Below are 18,101 nucleotides of genomic sequence, written 5' to 3'. Positions count from 1 at the left end.
TAGGGAGAAAGCTGATTGCAGGCGAGAGTCTGCCCGTCATCCGGGGAGAAGAGGTCGTTTGCCGGATTGAGATTGTTACCGAATACAGCGGGTCCGTCTTCCCCTTTTTGCTCGATAAAGACAATGCCGTTCCGACGCGTAGGGGTGGTCAAATCACTTCCAAATACGTAATCCCCACGGTTCATCGTAGAGAAGTTATTATTGGTGACATGCGCTTTCTGTTGCGTTAGCGTCAGGGAATTCAAAAACTCCATATACTGTTCCTGACTCGTTTCGTACTTCATGATATAGAATCCGGCATACCCTTTGGGAAAGGCTGCGGGCAATGTGACAGAAGTAGATGTTGGATTGACAGTATTTAGAGTCACTGCCGCTTCCGAATCAATGAGGCAGGGAGATACACCCGATTCCGCAAAACTGTATGCGGAATGGTTGTCACCGAGGTAATAACTGCCGTAAGGAATATAGACCATCTCTATAGCATGGACGGCAACGTATATTTTATCCAGTTTATCACCGAAGTCGGCGGCGGTAAGCGTTTTCTTCGTGTTAGCCTTGAACAGCCATTTAAGCCGTAGGCGGACACTTACATTACCGTCGGAGATTTCATCCCGCAAGAGGAATACGCCGGTGACTTTGGCGCTACTACCCGAGCCCGTTTGCCCGAACATGAAGGAGTAGTTGCCACCTTCATTCCCGCTTTGGGGCGTGGCTTCGTGTCCTGCACGGGCAAGATAACCGTGATGCCAGGGTTCGGTGATGCCCCGTTTTTTGTACTTAAGGAACACCCACGCAGCATCCCAGTTGAAATCATCCCGCCACGAATTGTCCCATGAAACATTCAGTTCCACAAAAGCCGTATCGCCGACGATATTCACGACACGGGGTTTACCCGTTATACGGATGTTGTTTCCGTGAACGGGTGGAGAAAACAGACCGGAAAGAACCATTACGGAAAGAAACAGAAACGACATCCGTAAATACCGTAATCCGGCACACTTGATTAATTTTTTCATATCAAGAAATACTTAGCACCTTGAAAGTCCCCGGAAAGGTGGGTTTATAACAAAAAGGAAGCGTGGGAACTTTAGTTTATCAAGTCAGAGGTATCGCCAAACACCCGCAAGAAAATAAACAGTATCCCACGCCTAACCGGGTATATAGAGAATATATACGGCAAACGTGAGCGTTTGTACTGCTTATCCTTTCTTGCTGAAAATTGGCGATTTCCTGACTTAGGATAAAACTAAACGCTTCAAAATAATATTTCAATTACGGCAGGTCTCTCTGCCACAACGTCACAAATATAAAGAAAAAAGTGAAAAAGTAAGAAAAGATTTCAGCGTTCGATGAATTCCCAATGCCCTTCCTTTTTAGGAACGCCACGATGAATCATATTAGAAAAAGCCATTATACGAAAGGCCTTTTTTCTCAAGTTTATACGAGAATTACCCAATAATCATGCCGACTACCGTTGCGGAAAGCAAGGAGGCTAATGTACCGGCAAGTAAGGCCCGTAAGCCAAATTGTGCTAAAAGAGGTTTGTTTTTGGGAGTTAAACCACCGATCCCGCCGATTTGAATTCCTATGGATGCAAAGTTGGCAAATCCGCACAAGAAGTATGTGCACATGATGATGGATTTCATTTCATGGAATGCTCCCGCCGCTTTGAGGTTGGCTAATTCAACATATCCGATAAATTCAGTCATGATGACTTTCTGCCCCAACAGGCTTCCGGCAAATACCATGTCATCTGCCGATATGCCGATTAACCACATAAGAGGAGAAATGGCGTATCCCAATATAAATTGCAGATTTAATTCCGTGTTCCTGCCATCCGTAATTTGCGCTATCCATTCGTTCAATCCTGTGAAACCGCCGATTTTTCCGAACAGATAGTTGGCAAAGGCTATGAACGCCACGAATACAAGCAACATCCCGGCCACGTTTACCGCCAGTTTCACACCTTCCGTCGTACCGTTTGAAATGGCATCCAAAATGTTTTTCCCTACTTTGTTTTTGGAGACCTGTATGTTATTGTTCACCGCCTTGTTCTGCGGTACCAGCAGTTTGGCAAAGACCACTGCCCCCGGAGCCGCCATGACCGAAGCCGCCAACAGGTGCTTAGCAAACACCAGACGCTGTACGGGGTCTTCCCCGCCCAAAAAGCTGATATATGCCGCCAATACACCTCCGGCAATGGTTGCCATTCCCCCCGTCATCACCAGGAATATTTCCGAAGGTGTCATATCGTCCAAGTATTCTTTAATCATCAAAGGCGCTTCCGTTTGTCCCAAAAAGATATTCCCCGACACGGACAACGCTTCCATTCCCGAAATATTCATCAACTTGGTCATTACCCAAGCCAAAGCATACACCACTTTCTGTATGATTCCAAAATAAAATAACAAAGAAGTCAAAGCCGAAAAGAAAATAATGGTCGGCAATACCTGAAAGGCAAATACATATCCCACTTTGGAAGTATCCATCAGGTCTCCCAATAGAAAATCACTGCCGGCTTTTGTGAAATCAAGAATAGTCAAGAATATCTTTCCGAAAAATTCAAAAAACGCCTGTACAAAAGGGATATATAATATTCCCACAGCCAATACCAATTGTATTGCCAATCCAATCCCCACAACTTTCCAAGAAATAGCTTTCCGATTATTGCTAAACAACCACGCAATCCCCACTAATGCCGCTATTCCTAATAATCCCCGCAAAATCGACATAACGGATATATGACTCTCTATATTGGCAGCACTTTGGATTCCGCTACCCTGTTGCGCGCAAACAGTTCCAACCGAGAAAATCAATAACATCGGCAATAACCAGCACGCTTTTTTTATTACACCACTCATGTTATTTTTATTAAAAGACGCATAAAATTAAAGGATAAAATTGAGACTCCAAACAAAAGATAAATTACTTTTGCAGAGGAATTGGATTTTTACTAAAATATTACAATCATCATGAATATTACATTCTCATCATTATCAACCATACTTTCTCTGATAGTGGCCGGTCTGTTAAGTTCCTGCGAATGCAAACCGGAAAAGGCGACTTTGACAATTTATTGCACGACGGATGTACATGGTACCGTTTTTGACTATGACCTGAAAAGAAACCGTCCCAATAAAAGCAGCCTTGCCAACGTGTCCGCCATCGTAAATGCCGAACGCCAGAAACGCCCCGATGAGATTATTCTGTTAGATAACGGTGATATTCTTCAGGGACAACCTTCCAATTATTATTACAATGTCATCGATACGACCGTTCCCAATATTACCGCCCAAGTAATGAATTATCTGAAATATGATGCCGGCAGTATAGGAAATCACGATATTGAAGCCGGACACCCCGTATATGACAAATTAAGACGGGAACTCCAACATCCGTGGTTATCCGCCAATGCCATCAATATATCTACAGGGGAACCCTATTTTCAACCTTACACTATTATCCGCCGCAACGGCTTCAAAATTGCCGTGTTAGGAATGACTACCCCCGGTATTCCCAAATGGTTGCCCAAATATCTATGGGAAGGTATCGAGTTTGAAGATATGATTGAAAGCGCCCGGAAATGGGTTGCCAAAATTCAGGAGACAGAACACCCTGATGTCCTTATCGGTCTGTTTCATTCCGGTTTTAACTATAAATACGACGGTGAAGGCATCAATACTTTCAAGAATGAAAATGCAAGTATGCTGGTTGCACAAAAAGTTGACGGTTTTGACATCGTCATTATGGGGCACGACCATTTAGGCAAACTGGAAGAAATTACGAACGATGCCGGACACAAGGTCTTGGTTATCGACCCCTATTCACACGCCACCTTTTTAGGCAAAATTGACATCAATCTGTCCCGCAACAGCAAAAAGTATGATAAATCCATCAAAGCCGAATTGATTAAATTAGCCGATACGGAAAAAGATTCCGCTTATATCCGGCAATTTACCCCAGCTTTAGAAAAAGTAAAATCTTATATTAATACACCCATCGGCACATTCACGGAACCCCTTATCGGCCGGAACGGTATTTTCGGCCCCTCGGCATTTACCGATTTCATTCACAACGTTCAATTGGCAACAACGGGAGCGGATATTTCGTTCAGCACGGTTTTGCAAATGGATGCACGCATCGAACAAGGAGAAATCACTATCCGCGATATGTTTAATCTCTACAGTTACGAAAACGGCCTGTATGTCATGAATTTCACGGGAGAGGAAATTGATAAATACCTGGAATATGCTTATGGCCTTCAATACAATACCATGCATTCCGCCAATGACCACCTGCTTAATTTCAAGACTGACGGGCAGGGCCATCCCGTAAAAAACAGCAGAGGCGCCTACACCCTCGCCCATCCGTTTTTCAACTTTTCATGCGCGGCAGGCATCCGTTACACCGTAGACGTGAGCAAGGCTCCGGGGGAACGGGTGGAAATTCTTTCGCTTTCCGACGGTACGCCTTTCGACCCGACCAAAACTTATAAAGTTGCCATTAACTCTTACAGAGGTAACGGCGGCGGCGGCCATTTGGCACAAGGCATCGGCTTGAACAAAGAGGAGATGGAAAATCGCATCGTGGAAATCAAGCCTAAGGACGTGCGCTATTGCATTACGGAATACATCCGGGATAAGAAAACACTCGCCCCACAATGCCGCCATGATTGGAAAGTAATTCCCGAAAAATGGTTTGAACAAGGGAAAGAAAAAGGGAATAAACTAATTTACGAAGCGCATTAAAAAGTTCCGAACAGAGTTTTTATAACCGAACCACGCCTATACCCCCAATACGATATTGGCGTCTATATTTAATTTCCTGCTGATTTCACGGGCGATTTTTTAGATTTTATCGGATAATATTTTTCCTCGTATTCCTCGACAAGACCAGACAATAAATCCAGCATACTCTGCATGAGTTCCGATATTATTTGTTTTTCCAGGGCCAATCATCAAGGGTATAAGAAGCTTCTATGGGTCGTTCTATCACATCCGGCAAGAGCGGGAAGAAATCAATCCCCGTCTTTTCTTCCAGTTCATCGACAGAGAGGGCTTTTCCCTGCAAGTCATACGGTCCGGAATATTTTTTGTGCTCCAGCCAAAAAGCGATGGACTTATAGGTTGTCCCCTTCTTAGCCAACACCGCCATAAAATAATATTTCGGAACCGGCACGGAGTGCGCGCCGTTGTATTTCAACACCTGGTCTTCCCGTATCGTTCCGCCTTTCACGATGTACAGCGTGTCGCGCAACGATTCATCCTGCATCCAGCTTTTGACGTTTTCTTCGAGTTTCTGCCAGATTCCCTGATTGAAATTAGACAGCTGCGGACTCATATTGGAATAGTAGAACGTCTGTTCGTTCGCCTCCCGGCTGTAGCGCCTGTCATTGGAGGCCACCAGATGCCCCCGGTCGTATCCGCTGTAATCGGTTCTTTCCGTACGGCTGTTTTCAGGCACTTCCGGATCATCCGCCCAGGCATTTGTGCGAGAGACATTATCTGTCGAAGTTAGGTCATAAGCCGTAAATGCCACCCAACGGGTATGCCGCAAGTCAAGATTGTATTCCATCGAATAGTTGGAAACAGCCTTTCCCTGCCAGGAGACCGTATGGTCGATGAATTTATACGTGACCGTATCGCCCGTTAATCGGGGTATTCCCAAACGTCCTGGAACAGTATTGGTCAAATCTTCTTCCGGTTCATTTCCCTGTTTATGGTCATCTCCACAAGCAGAGAAAAATATTGCGAGCAGCAATACGCTGCCCGCAATAAATTTTAAAAATACAGGTGTCTTCACCATAAATACTTATTCTGCTTTTTTCAGTGATTCCTCCACATAAGTAAATTCACCGGGAGCCGTCACTTCATACTGTATTGTATACAAAACAGTTGCGCTACCGTCATACACTCCGAAATTAACTGTATAAATCACATCCAACCCATCTACCGGGCGTGCATCCGGATATTTACATGACAACATTATTTTCACAGCTTCAGGCAAACGCTCCCACATCAGTGCCGTTAATTGTTCGTCAGTCAAAGATTCATAAGCAGAAGCAATCTGAGCTCTCCATGCAGAAGGACGGAAGTCGAAATTATTCTGGTACTCGGAACCTCCGAAATAATACTCATTGTTTTTGTAGCTTGTCATATATCCCTGACCTTCTTTAGTTACCCCGGCAGGAACATCCACATTTTCCCAAACCCAATCGGTCAAAGCCTGGAAATGTCCGTCTCCGTTTCCACGACCTACAGTAAGTGTTATGGTAACATTGGGATCATACATCCAAGAACCCGAATAAGCATATTGTTCGGTCACGGTTTCAACCGGAATATTGTTGTATTTCCAAGCTCCGTCATATACATACTCGTCGGCTTTCACAACAGTAGCCTTAGCTTCGCTATCGTAATAGTTATATACCACCGCTTTCACGTCACCGTCATTCGCATACGGATATTTAGCTGCCAGGTATTTCGGCAAATAATTTCCGGCAGGCATAGAACTGCTGAAATTATTGTGAGAACCCGGCTCACCCATGGCTTTGTAATCTGCAGGATTAAGTATCGTTACTTTTTCCGCCTCTACCCATTTCTCATTTTCATAAACATAAACGACATTACGAATTTCACCGGCAGCAGCCTGTGTGGAAACTGCCATAGGCTTCTGGTACATCGTTGCCGATACATAGTCTACTGAAGACAAAGTAAGAGACGTCACTCCACTTGCAGAAGCAGCCTTAACCGACACGGCCATCGTATTAACATATTTACTGCTGGAAACGCCGATAGCATAACCGGTTACCACAACCTTCTTGCCATCTAAAGCAGCATCAACAACACCTTCGGCAGGATACTGGATACTTCCGACTGCTTTTTGAGCGCCTTCAATAGTAACATTGTAATACTTATTTCCCTTATCATTTTCCGTAATTGAAAGTGTCCCCGTGTAAACGATGTTTTGAACGGAAGGATTGGAAAGATAAGCATCCATTTCAGTTGCATCCCATTGATTAGGCACTGTACCCTCATACTCTCCCGCTTCAAGTTTCGTAACCGTAGCCGCAGAAGTAAACTGGTACAATTCAGCCCATTTTGAGAGGGATCCTTCTATAACGACAACATCCCCCGTTGCATACGCATTTTCACTTTTATCTCCCAAGTACACCAAAATAAAAGAAGTTCCATCGGTCAGAAGAAAACCTTGGCTATAAGTGGCAACAACCGTACCTTTCACCTTACCGCTGCCACTGCTAATGACATCTTCAATTTTATCATAAGTTTCCTCACTGCCTGCCTCCGATGCTTCTGCATATTTATAACTTACAATAGCATAGTCACCTTCTTTAGGCTCTTTAACAGAAGCGGCCAATATTCCGGACAAATTCTTGACCGTTGCCTTATCCTCATTCAGATAAGCTTTGTCAGGTACCCCCCATATCGTTTCATAATCCTTATCCGTCAATTCATAAGCCTGAGCAGAGTCGATTGCAGCCAGGTAAGCTGGGGTATCTCCGCCGAAATCGTAGGTCATTTTGATGGCCGATCCCTTCGATGCGGTTCCCCATTTGCTGTTCATAAAAGCGGGCAATACCGTTTTTGCCGGTGTTGCAGAAGTCAGATAAAGGTTCGTCTTTACTGCACTCAGCGCATCAGCATCTACTCCGCTTATTTTTAAAGCGCTGATTGCCGCATAGTCTTCCACTGTCAATGTATAGTCTTTATTGAGCATGTTTTCGGGAGTCGTCATATCCTTCAAACCCTCAAATTCATCATTTACATCGGTGCATCCTGTCATTCCCAACACAGATGCAATACAAAGATATATGAGATGTTTTTTCATTTCTTATTCATTTAAATTATCAGAAAGTAATTTTCAGTCGAACGGAATAGTTTCTACCGTAACGGTAAAATACCCGGTAAGCAGACTGCCAATCGTGACCGGCACCGTCATAGGCATCGGAAATGGAAATATTGTCCAACAGATTGTTTACATTTCCGTACAGAGTAGCCCACAATTTACCCAAGGGGAAGCGGTAGCTGACATTTACGTCCAACTCGCCTGCCGACGGCATTCTCCAGGGGGTATCGTATTTCTTATAGCCATTCATCACCAAATCAGTGCTATTTCCAACGGTAAATTCCGCATAGTTGCGCATCCAATAGGTGTAATCAGCTCCTACCCGCAAACCTTTCAACGGTTGTACTTTGGCTCCGACAGCAAAAGTCGTCTGTGCAGAATTTCCTACCCGGGTTCCGTCCAAATCCAACGTCATCTTGGCATGGTCTTCCGCCTGTATACCGGAAGCAATCTCTCCAGACATATTCTTCAACGGTTGGCCGGAAGAATTATAGAAATATCCGGAAGCGACACTATTCCATTTCCAGTCCCCGATAGAAACCATACCGGTAATATCCACGTTCTTAACAGGACGGAATACAAAGTCTACTTCAATACCCTGATGCAAAGCATCTACTCCACTCATGTTCATCGTTGCCCGATCACCACTATTTAAATCAATGCTACGAGTCATGGTCTTATCCAACCATTCCGTACGATAAAGGTTCAAATTGGCGCTGAACATGGAAGAACGAAAACCATAGCCGACTTCTGCCGAAAATACCTTTTCATTGATAGCGTCGGGATTCGTTGCATTACTGTTCATGGCATACAGGAATACACCACCGGAATAGAACGGTGCACGGGAAATATACCCAACATTGGCGAATACATTGTGGTGTTCGGTAATATTATAGTTGGCACCACCTTTTACATTCCAACCGATAAAGTTCTCCGTTTTTGATTTTTCATGCTCTTTATCGTAATAAAAATGGTTCTTCTGCCAGTATCCGGAATTCGATACGGCTCCCGCAACGAATGCACTCAACGGTCCCTTGTTATATTCCACCTGTCCGAAGACACCTTCCTGCATAACGTAACCGTCATAGTCACGATATACGACGTCTCCCACTTTCAGTTTCCGGTTCACCCATTCCGGATCAGCGGCATTGGCATTATTGGCAGCCTTTACATTTCCCCGATAGTAATCAATAAAAAAATCGCCACCGTAAAGGTCTATCAATTCATTGGTGTGTGTACCATTATAGTAGCGGAAATCAATACCTCCATACACTTCAAAATATTTACCGATACTTGTGGTATAGGTAGATAGCAAGCCGTACCAGTTGTGTTCATTTCTCGATTCGGACATTGCCATCAACGAACCGTTATCGCTCGTCGCATTCAGTTCATAAATTTTATCGTAAGCAAAGGTTCCGTCATCATTGCGGAAATAAGTATTCAACGTACCGTTACTGGAACCGTACCACATATTCGCATAAGTAGATGTTGCCCCCAAACCTTTATACCCGCCTCCGCGACCGATAGACACGTAAGCTACCGTGGAAAGGCTGGATTTTTCGTTAATAGTCCATGAATGGTTCAAAGAAATCTGAGGTTTGTGATAGTGGTTATAAGCAGAGGTCTTGCGTTCGCCGTGCAATCCAAATCCGTAGGTCGGATTATACCGGTACTGGCGATCCTTGCCCATGTATTTTTCCATGTTCTGCCAGCCGGCAATCGTCAAACCGTCATAGCTGCTGCGCTGATTGTGCCACTGCGGAGCACCAAAAACCGTAAAAGACAACTGATGGTTGTCATTGATTTGTTTGGAAATATTTCCAAAATAAGAATAGGCTTCAAATTCCGTCCCCTGGATATATCCGTCACCCCAGCTCTTCGCTCCTAATAAAGTAAGTGCCCAACCGTTGCGCAATCCGGTGGATACGTTGAACATCACTTTATTGTAACCGTCATTACCCAAAGCATAGGAGATAGAACCGCCGGCTTTGGCATCCGTCGTTTTGGTAACGATATTGATAGAACCACCGACAGAAGGAGAGGAAACCTTTGAAGCACCCAAGCCGCGCTGTACCTGCATAGAACGCGTCACATCCGAAAGTCCTGCCCAGTTGGACCAGTACAATCCGCCCCATTCCATATCGTTCATCGGTACACCGTTAATCATCACAGCGATATTGGCCTGTTCAAAACCACGCAAATTAATACGGGAATCACCAAAAGCTCCACCCGATTTCGTAGCATAGACACCTGGTGTGGATTTCAGCATTTCCGGAAATTCCTGTGTGGAAAGTTTGGCTTCAATCTCGATAGGCTCTACTACAGAAACTGCAACCGGAGTCTTACGACGCACAGCCACAGACGCCGTTACCGTCACATCACCCAGCCCGATTGCTTCCGTTGTCATTTTGATTACTCCCAAATCCAACACATCGCCTGAAAGTCTAACTTCTTTCTGCAATTCTTTGTAGCCAACACTCCGAAAAACCAACGTTTGCTTCCCTTCTGCACTAACCTTCAATTCAAAACGTCCGTCAAAATCGGCAGCAATACCCTCGGTTGTCCCTTTTACCATTACCGTAGCTCCGACCAATTCTTCATTGGTTTCCGAGTCGATAATCTTTCCTTTAATAATGCTCTGTGACACGGCTACCAATGTCATAAAAAACACCGGCACCAATAACAGCAGGCCTTTCATCAAGATTTTCCTCATACTGAATTTACTTAATTTTAATTAATTTATAGCACACTTCCCTTAAAAACCATCGCCTTTTGGGAAATCAATTTTAAAATTTGTGAGGCAAATTTAAATAATATAAAACAGCTTCATATTAGGTTCTTGTTAAAATTTCATTCAATTTTTTTCACAACCAATAAAAACAATGGTTTTTAGGTTATAATTTACTATTTTTGACTACGTTAAAAAATCATAAAATTTTATCATGAATAAAACATTTTTTCTTTCACTCTTTGTGGGAATACTTTCAAGTTTTTCCGGTCTTTATGCCGGAAATCCCCTGCAACAGGAACTAAACAACGGATGGCAATTCCGCCAGGCCCATGTCGGCAGATGGTTACCGGCAACCGTACCCGGTTCTGTCCATACAGATTTAATGGCGCACAAACTTATCGAAGACCCGTTCTACCGGAATAACGAACCGACAGTACAATGGATTGATAAAATCAACTGGGAATATGCCACTACTTTTCAACCAACGGAAGCAATTTTGTCATCCAACCATCAACAATTGGTATTTCATGGCCTGGATACCTGGTGCGATGTTTTCCTGAACGGAGAAAAAATCGCTTCTCCCAACAACATGTTCCGCACCTGGACATGTGATGTGAAAGGAATATTAAAACAAGGAGACAATACCCTTCTGATTCGTTTCTACTCCCCCATTACCAAAGGCCTGGAAGAAATGGAAAAATACGGTCTGATCCTGCCAGCATCCAATGATTACAGCCAATTCGGCGGCATGGGCGACGTGAGGGTCAGCGTCTTCACCCGCAAGGCGCCCTATCATTTCGGCTGGGACTGGGGACCCCGTCTGGTTCCGTCCGGAATATGGAAACCGGTTGTACTAGAAGGCTGGGACGATACGAAAATCGAGAATGTATTTATCCGGCAACCGGAAGTAACAAAGAAACAGGCCAACCTGGAGGCCGAAATCAATTTCCTTTCAGACAGTACAAGCACCCTGAAAGCAGAGGTATGGCATAAAAAGAAATTAATCGCCCAAAAAGAGTTCTCCGCCACCGCAAGCACCAATCAGATTTCTCTTCCTTTCGTTGTGAAGAATCCCGAATTATGGTGGAGCAACGGTTTAGGGAAACCTGCTCTTAGCGAATTTGAGATACGCCTTGTACGGAACGGTCAGACCATAGCGAGCCAAACCGTTAAAACCGGTCTCCGCTCTTTGAAATTAATCCGTAAAAAGGACGATGCCGGCTCTACCTTTTATTTTGAATTAAACGGTGTACCCGTATTTGCCAAAGGCTCCAATATGATTCCCAACGACATTTTCCTTCCCCGTATTACTCCACAGGATTATGAAAAAATGGTGCGGGATGCCGTCGATGCCAATATGAACATGATTCGCGTATGGGGAGGCGGTATTTATGAAGACGACCATTTCTATGACTTGTGTGACCAATACGGTATTATGGTATGGCAGGACTTTGCCTTTGCCTGCGCCATGTATCCCGGAACACCCGATTTCCTGGAGAACGTCCGTCAGGAAGCTGTTGATAATATTATCCGTTTACGCAATCATCCTTCACTTGCCTTGTGGTGCGGCAACAATGAAATCGATGCGGCCTGGGCGCGCTGGGGCTGGCAAAAAGGCTACACCGAAGCCGAAAAAGAACAGATTTTCAAGGCTTACACGGACTTATTCCACCATTTACTACCGGAAGTGATTACAGCCTACACGGACGGCGACGATTACTGGCCTTCCTCTCCCATGTCGGACACGGCCGTGAATGCCCACGAACTACTGCCTGCCACCAGCGGCGACAATCATTATTGGGGCGTATGGCACCAGAAGCACCGCTTTGAAGAATATGAAAATAACATCGGACGCTTCATCAGCGAATACGGCTTCCAGTCTTTCCCGGAATTCAACACGGTGAAAAAATACGCCTTGCCGGAAGATTACGACATCGAATCCGAGGTGATGGCAGCCCACCAGCGCAGCGGCATCGGCAACCTCCGCATCAAAGAATATATGGGATGGTATTACAACATTCCGGAAGATTTCGAGCAATTCCTGTATCTAAGCCAGGTTTTGCAGGCAAAAGCCATGCGCAGCGCCGTACAGACCCACCGCCGGAACATGCCCTACTGCATGGGTTCCATTATGTGGCAGTTAAACGACTGCTGGCCGGTGGCAAGCTGGTCTACGACCGACTATTACCACAACTGGAAAGCGGCGCAATATGCTTCTAAAGAAGCCTGCAAGCCTATTATCATGGCTCCGAAAATCACCGAGCAAGCTTTGGAATTATGGGTCGTTAATGACTTACTAAAGGAGATAAAAGGTAACTACACACTCGAATTATTCGATTTCAACGGAAAAATGCTGAATAAAATCACCGGCAAGTTCGTTCAGAATGCCAACAGGTCCAATTTAGTCCGTACAATTGACTTGAATACATTCCTGGCAGGAAAGAATAAAAGCGAGGTTGTCGCCGTACTCCGTCTGCACAATAACAGTCAGGTATGGGATGAACAAACCTGCTACTTCACCGCTCCGAAAGATATGAATCTCCCGAAGAATCCCGGAATACGGGTAGAGACATTCCGGGAGAACGGAAAGAAATACCTCCGTGCCACGAGCAATCAGCTTGCCTGCGACGTCATGTTTTACTCGCCGGACGCCGAAGTGATTTTCAAAGAAAATTACATCGACCTGCTTCCGGGAAAAACGTATGTCATTGAATTGGAAACCGACGCAGAAAATTATTCCGTCGCCACCCGCTTCATTCAATAATGCCCATAAAAAGAGAGCCGGTTGCAACCGGCTCTCTTTTTTTATATAACTCCACTACTTATTATATAATTCCGTTACCATCTTTTTCACATATCCTTCCGATGCCTCCATCGGGAATATGAAATCCGGACTTTTATAGATTAACCGGTTCTCTCTCTTGAAGCGCTGGATTCCCCCGCCCGTAATGTTCAACATGATAACGGCATCTTTCGCTACCTTTCCATCTCTCACAGCCTGAATCAGGGACGCCGTAGCCACTCCCGCCGCCGGCTCTATATCCGCACCTTCCAGCCGGAGGAACATATCCGCCGCCTGCAATGCCTCCTCGTTCGTCGCCACGAAAACCTCTCCTTTCGTTTCAGTGAGTGCATCAAATAGCCCTCCCGGCATTGAAAAAGGCGGTTTCCGGTTAGACAGCACTTTCGCACATATTTCCTCCGCCTGTTTACGGGCTACGGCAGCGTCACAAGGGAAAAGTTCCCGTGAATTGGCCTTCCATGCTTCATACATCGGAACAAAAGGTATATTCTGCGAAACCATCAGTTTCATCAAATGATTGCCGTACCGTCCGTCCTCGATAAAGCGCTTGTTGGCTTCCCAAGCTGCGATAGCCCCCGTACCGCTTCCCACGGCCTGAAAATAATAGTCCGGGATGCGTCCTATCGTGGTAACCGCCGACAATACCGTCGTTCCCATGCCATCCCGACGCGCCACATTCTTCGCCCCACCTTCAGGATAAAACTCATCCATTTCACAAATGATATTGGAAATCCGTATCGCATCAAAATAATCACTTCCGGGCACCGTTCCCACAAGTTTCACACACGGGTCCAGCTCCTCGGACGACCACACGGAGTTCATGCAATCTTGCGGCACACAAAGCAAAAGAGGAATTTTATTTTTAGAACAGACTCTGGCGAAAGCCCGCGCCGTATTGCCGGCCGAAGCAACGACCATCACCTTATCGCTGTTCCGGTTCGGACGCGCACAGACCGAATACGCCTCGCACTCCTTGAATGTTCCGGTCAGCATCAAAGCGCCTTTTTCCGGCCAATAGCCGTTAAAAGTAATGTAAAGATTCGTCAGGCCCAGCTCCTTCGCCAATCCTTTACTCTTGTAAGTCACCGGTGCGCCGGAACCCTCCAGCATCCGGGATATCGGCAGCCAATCGGCAAACTTGTACAATCCGGGCAACTCCTCCCTTACCCTCAGTTGCCGTCTCACATAACACGTGCGAATTAAAGCCGTACTATCTTTTTTCGGACAATCAAGCGCCCAGTCTCCATCAGCGAATTGCATCCCACAACAAGGGGATTCCAGAACATAATCGGTCATTTCAAATATCTTTGATTCAATATATTATTAATCCGTGCAAAAGTAAAGCATTCCCAAATACCGAACTTGGGTATAAATACTACTTTTAGTAATGGAGAAATATCCGCCACAATTGGTAAGGCATCTTCAACAGATGTGAAAAACGGATTTTGCTGTTTCCCTGTTCCAGCCACACATTCAACGGGATTTCCCGGACAATCCGGTCGTAATCTCTGCGTAGGTTTCTCAATCTCAACAGGATTTCCACGTCAAACAGCCAGTGGGACAGGAACGGCTGTTCAAAGACGGCGGGCACAATATCCGCATGGAAGACCTTAGCCCCGCATTGGGTATCGTAAGCTTTCAGCCGGAATAAAAAAGAAATCGTTCCTGCAAAAATCCGTCCCGTAAAATGCCGGTAAAACTTCCGGCGTATCGTCACGCCCATCCGCTCCAACCGGGAACCCATCACAATCATCACCTCCTCCTGCTGCCGGGCTATCTCTATCAACCGGACCATTTCGCTCAACGGAGTGGCCAGGTCGGCATCCGCAAAAGCCAACCGGCTGTACTCTTTCAAGGCCACCATTTGCAAAAAACCTTCACGCACAGCTCCCGCTTTACCGCGGTTATCCGGGTACGTCACGACGCGGATGCGCTCCGGCTTTTCCTTCCGGAGAGCCTCCAGTTTCTCCGGCGTGGCATCCGTACTGCCGTCATTCACAAAGCACAAATCAATGTCCGCGTGTTCATTCACGAAATTCAGGAACTCGCCAGTTTTAAAACGGGCAGCCTCATTGAAACAGGGAATTACGATACAAGCGTCGGCTTTCATTGCATTCATTCTAAGACTTACTTTTCATCCGGAGGGCTTCCGCATTTCCCGAATCCACCTTCAAGGCCTGTTCCAGCATGGCAGCGGCACCGGCCGCATCGTGCATCGCTTCCGCATACATGGCGCGCAAAACAAACAGTTCGGCATCGTTGTTTATATCACCCAACTGCCTCAACCATTCTTCGGCTTCCCGCCATTGGCCGCGCTGAAGATACATCCGCACCATCACTTTGTATATCGGATAATAGGACGACTGCATTTCCACGGCTTTTTTCAACTGCTCTTCCGCCTTATCGTACTTTTTGAGCCTTACCCACATATCCGCCAGTTGTACAACGGCACCCACACTGTTATGGTACGCTATCGCCTGCCCGTACATTTTCGCCGCCTGCTCATACCTTGCATTATCCCGGAATATATCCCCGGCAAGCAGATGCGCCCTGTCGAAATTCGGACGGTAAGCCAAAAGGGTATTCAATGTGGCGATGGCCTTCTGATACTGCTTTTGTTTATAGTACACTACCGCTTTCAGATACAACCCGTCCACGGAAGAAGCGTTTACCGCCAATATCTTGTCCACGTACTTGCGGGCTTCAGCAAAATTTTTCAGGTCGATATTCAATAACGCCGACACATACAGCGCCTCATTCAAATCGGGATGCAGCTCCAACGCACGCCCGAAAGCCTCCTGCGCTTCCTTGAACTGCCCCGTCATGTAATATATTTTTCCCAATCTCGCCCACACCTCCTCTTTTTGGGGATGCTCCCCGCAATATGCCTTAAACGCCTCGATGGCCTGCCCGTATTGCTGCTGCCGCTCGAACTGAAAGCCCTGCAACTCCGCTTTTGTCTCCCGCTTTACCACACAAGACACCGGGAAGCTTTCCACCCGCGGAGCATACAACAGTTCGTCAGGCGGGAACAAGTTGTGTTTCAACTGATACGAACTGATATACACATTGCCCCAAATGCCATAATCCCAGTCTTTCGAGTACTTCTCGTAATAGCGGCTGTAACTAACCTTTATATTGGTATCCTTTCTGAAATAATAATCCACGATGCTCGATGCCTGCGTGACGATAACCGTCGTCGTATCTTTAGGCAGGTCAGGCAATACATTTTTCTTAAACCAGTTCGCCGACTCTTTCAGTGAATTAAAATAGTAATCCGTCTCGTAGTTGCCGTACACCCCTTTCAGGCCTCCCGCGAACTCGTTGAAATAGACATATTCATTGGGATGGTTCCGGAAAAAGTGGGACACCGGCAACGCCAGCAATCCTATGAACACGACACACGGCAACACTTTCAGATAACCGCGGCACCAGTTCACTATCTCGCTCCAGAAACGCGCCGCAATCACGACCATCGGAGGCATCACAAAGAGCATGTGGCGGATTCCCCCATACAGGTTGGAATGGGAATGTATGACCCAATACACGGGGAATATGACGGCAAACAGCAGGAAAAAGCTAATCAGGGAAAACTCCTTTTTCCGCACGGCCATATAAAGTATGTAGGCAAAGAAACCTATCAGCGTCACCACCGGCATGCCGATACACAGGTATTTCGGGGCATACCGCCACGGCAGCATGGTAGACATCATCTGCTCCCCGTCGAAAATCGTACGCAGCCCGATGCTGTAATTGGTAAACTTCGTCAAGGAATCGACTACTGCCGTCAGAGGCTTTTGCAGGGCAAAAGGCCAGAGCAATATAGACAGAACATAACTGCCCGCCACCACCACGGCCAAAATACCGAATATCCGGCCGACGGCCCCGACATGCTTCCCGAATTTATAAAACTCCCGGATGCCGTAATAAAGCATGTAGTATAACCCCGCATACATAAGCAGCATCGGATAAAGTATCAGCCCGCCGGAACGGGTGCCCAGCGTCAGCGTGATACCCAGCACCAGTCCGATAATATATTTCCGGCGAAAAACGGGATACGTATCGAAAAGACGCACCGTGTAATATAAGGACAACATGTAGCCCACGGCAAAAGGAACGTCTTTCAGATTGTTCATGCTGTGACCGAAGAAACGAGGGGTAAAAAACATCAGCAGCACCGACAACAAGCCGCACAACCCGCCACCCCAGCGCAAGCCCATCAACCCCGCCGCCAATATTCCCGTCGCCCCGACGATTCCGCCGACCACATGCCGCAATTCATAATAGTTGTCTACGTGAAACCAACGGCAGATGGCCGCCGTTATCACCTGCACGATGTTGCCGTACAGATGCAGTGTCGTCTGGGGCTGGTCCAACGCCGCCTTATCGTCTTTGGCAAAGTAATCCAGCACATACCCCGCATGGCGGTGATCGACGAACTCATCTCCCGTCACACCGTAGTCCTTGCTGATATAAGGCATGTAGAGATAACAAAAAAAGACAAAAAGCCACACCACCGTCCGGTACACCTTTTCGAGGCGCGCCTGTTCATCCAATTGACCAAAATCCCGGAAAAAATCTTTTCTTAACCACTTCATTATCAAAATCTTTCATAACCAAAAAAACGTACGTTTTTATTCGCGGAGAAAGATGTTCCAGGCAGTCGCGGGGAGGATTTGCTAATTTTTTAATTATGAAGTTTTT

Annotated in this window: 10 protein-coding genes; 2 read left to right on the top strand and 8 right to left on the bottom strand. The window is 46.1% G+C overall.

Translation table 11 applies throughout. The features are described from left to right. Both NFR61_RS10355 and NFR61_RS10350 read right to left on the bottom strand, forming a co-directional pair. Positions 1–1,016, bottom strand: a 1,016-nt coding sequence (locus NFR61_RS10355) for a formylglycine-generating enzyme family protein (RefSeq protein WP_251623766.1), incomplete at its 3' end; no start/stop codon positions are given. A 432-nt stretch (positions 1,017–1,448) separates the two neighbouring features. After that, positions 1,449–2,861 (bottom strand): NupC/NupG family nucleoside CNT transporter, encoded by a 1,413-nt coding sequence (locus NFR61_RS10350; RefSeq protein ID WP_251623764.1) that lies wholly within the window; start codon positions 2,859–2,861, stop codon positions 1,449–1,451. A gap of 111 nt (positions 2,862–2,972) precedes the next feature. Here NFR61_RS10350 and NFR61_RS10345 point away from each other — a divergent pair, with 111 nt between their 5' ends. Beyond that, a complete protein-coding gene (locus tag NFR61_RS10345; protein WP_251623762.1) occupies positions 2,973–4,748 on the top strand; it encodes a bifunctional metallophosphatase/5'-nucleotidase in 1,776 nt (591 codons plus the stop codon). Between the two features lie 184 nt (positions 4,749–4,932). Here the strand turns inward: NFR61_RS10345 and NFR61_RS10340 are convergent, their stop codons facing one another. From NFR61_RS10340 to NFR61_RS10330, 3 genes are read right to left on the bottom strand one after another with little or no spacing between them, the layout of a single operon-like run. Further along, positions 4,933–5,805, bottom strand: coding sequence for a DNA/RNA non-specific endonuclease (locus tag NFR61_RS10340; protein ID WP_251623760.1), 873 nt, complete (start codon positions 5,803–5,805; stop codon positions 4,933–4,935). Between the two features lie 6 nt (positions 5,806–5,811). Next, the gene (locus tag NFR61_RS10335; RefSeq protein ID WP_251623758.1) at positions 5,812–7,845 is read right to left on the bottom strand and encodes a hypothetical protein; all 2,034 of its coding nucleotides are present in this window, start codon (positions 7,843–7,845) and stop codon (positions 5,812–5,814) included. Positions 7,846–7,864: 19 nt separating this feature from the next. Next, a complete protein-coding gene (locus NFR61_RS10330) occupies positions 7,865–10,576 on the bottom strand; it encodes a TonB-dependent receptor (protein ID WP_251623756.1) in 2,712 nt (903 codons plus the stop codon). Positions 10,577–10,805: 229 nt separating this feature from the next. Between NFR61_RS10330 and NFR61_RS10325 the strand changes: the two genes are divergently transcribed. Then, complete coding sequence (locus tag NFR61_RS10325) at positions 10,806–13,358, top strand: beta-mannosidase (protein WP_251623754.1); 2,553 nt, start codon at positions 10,806–10,808, stop codon at positions 13,356–13,358. A gap of 54 nt (positions 13,359–13,412) precedes the next feature. Here NFR61_RS10325 and NFR61_RS10320 read toward each other — a convergent pair whose 3' ends face one another. The 3 genes from NFR61_RS10320 to NFR61_RS10310 form a co-directional block, all read right to left on the bottom strand. Beyond that, a complete protein-coding gene (locus NFR61_RS10320) occupies positions 13,413–14,693 on the bottom strand; it encodes a cysteate synthase (RefSeq protein WP_251623752.1) in 1,281 nt (426 codons plus the stop codon). 85 nt (positions 14,694–14,778) lie between these two features. Continuing rightward, positions 14,779–15,516, bottom strand: a complete 738-nt coding sequence (locus NFR61_RS10315) for a glycosyltransferase (protein ID WP_251623750.1) — start codon at positions 15,514–15,516, stop codon at positions 14,779–14,781. 1 nt (position 15,517) lies between these two features. Further along, complete coding sequence (locus NFR61_RS10310) at positions 15,518–17,995, bottom strand: tetratricopeptide repeat protein (protein ID WP_251623748.1); 2,478 nt, start codon at positions 17,993–17,995, stop codon at positions 15,518–15,520. Between the last annotated feature and the right edge of the window lie 106 nt (positions 17,996–18,101).

The sequence above is a fragment of the Odoribacter lunatus genome (assembly GCF_943193135.1).
GTDB classification, from domain to species: domain Bacteria; phylum Bacteroidota; class Bacteroidia; order Bacteroidales; family Marinifilaceae; genus Culturomica; species Culturomica lunata.
The sequence above is the reverse complement of the archived record's forward strand: the minus strand, read 5'-3'. Positions and strand labels throughout refer to the sequence as shown.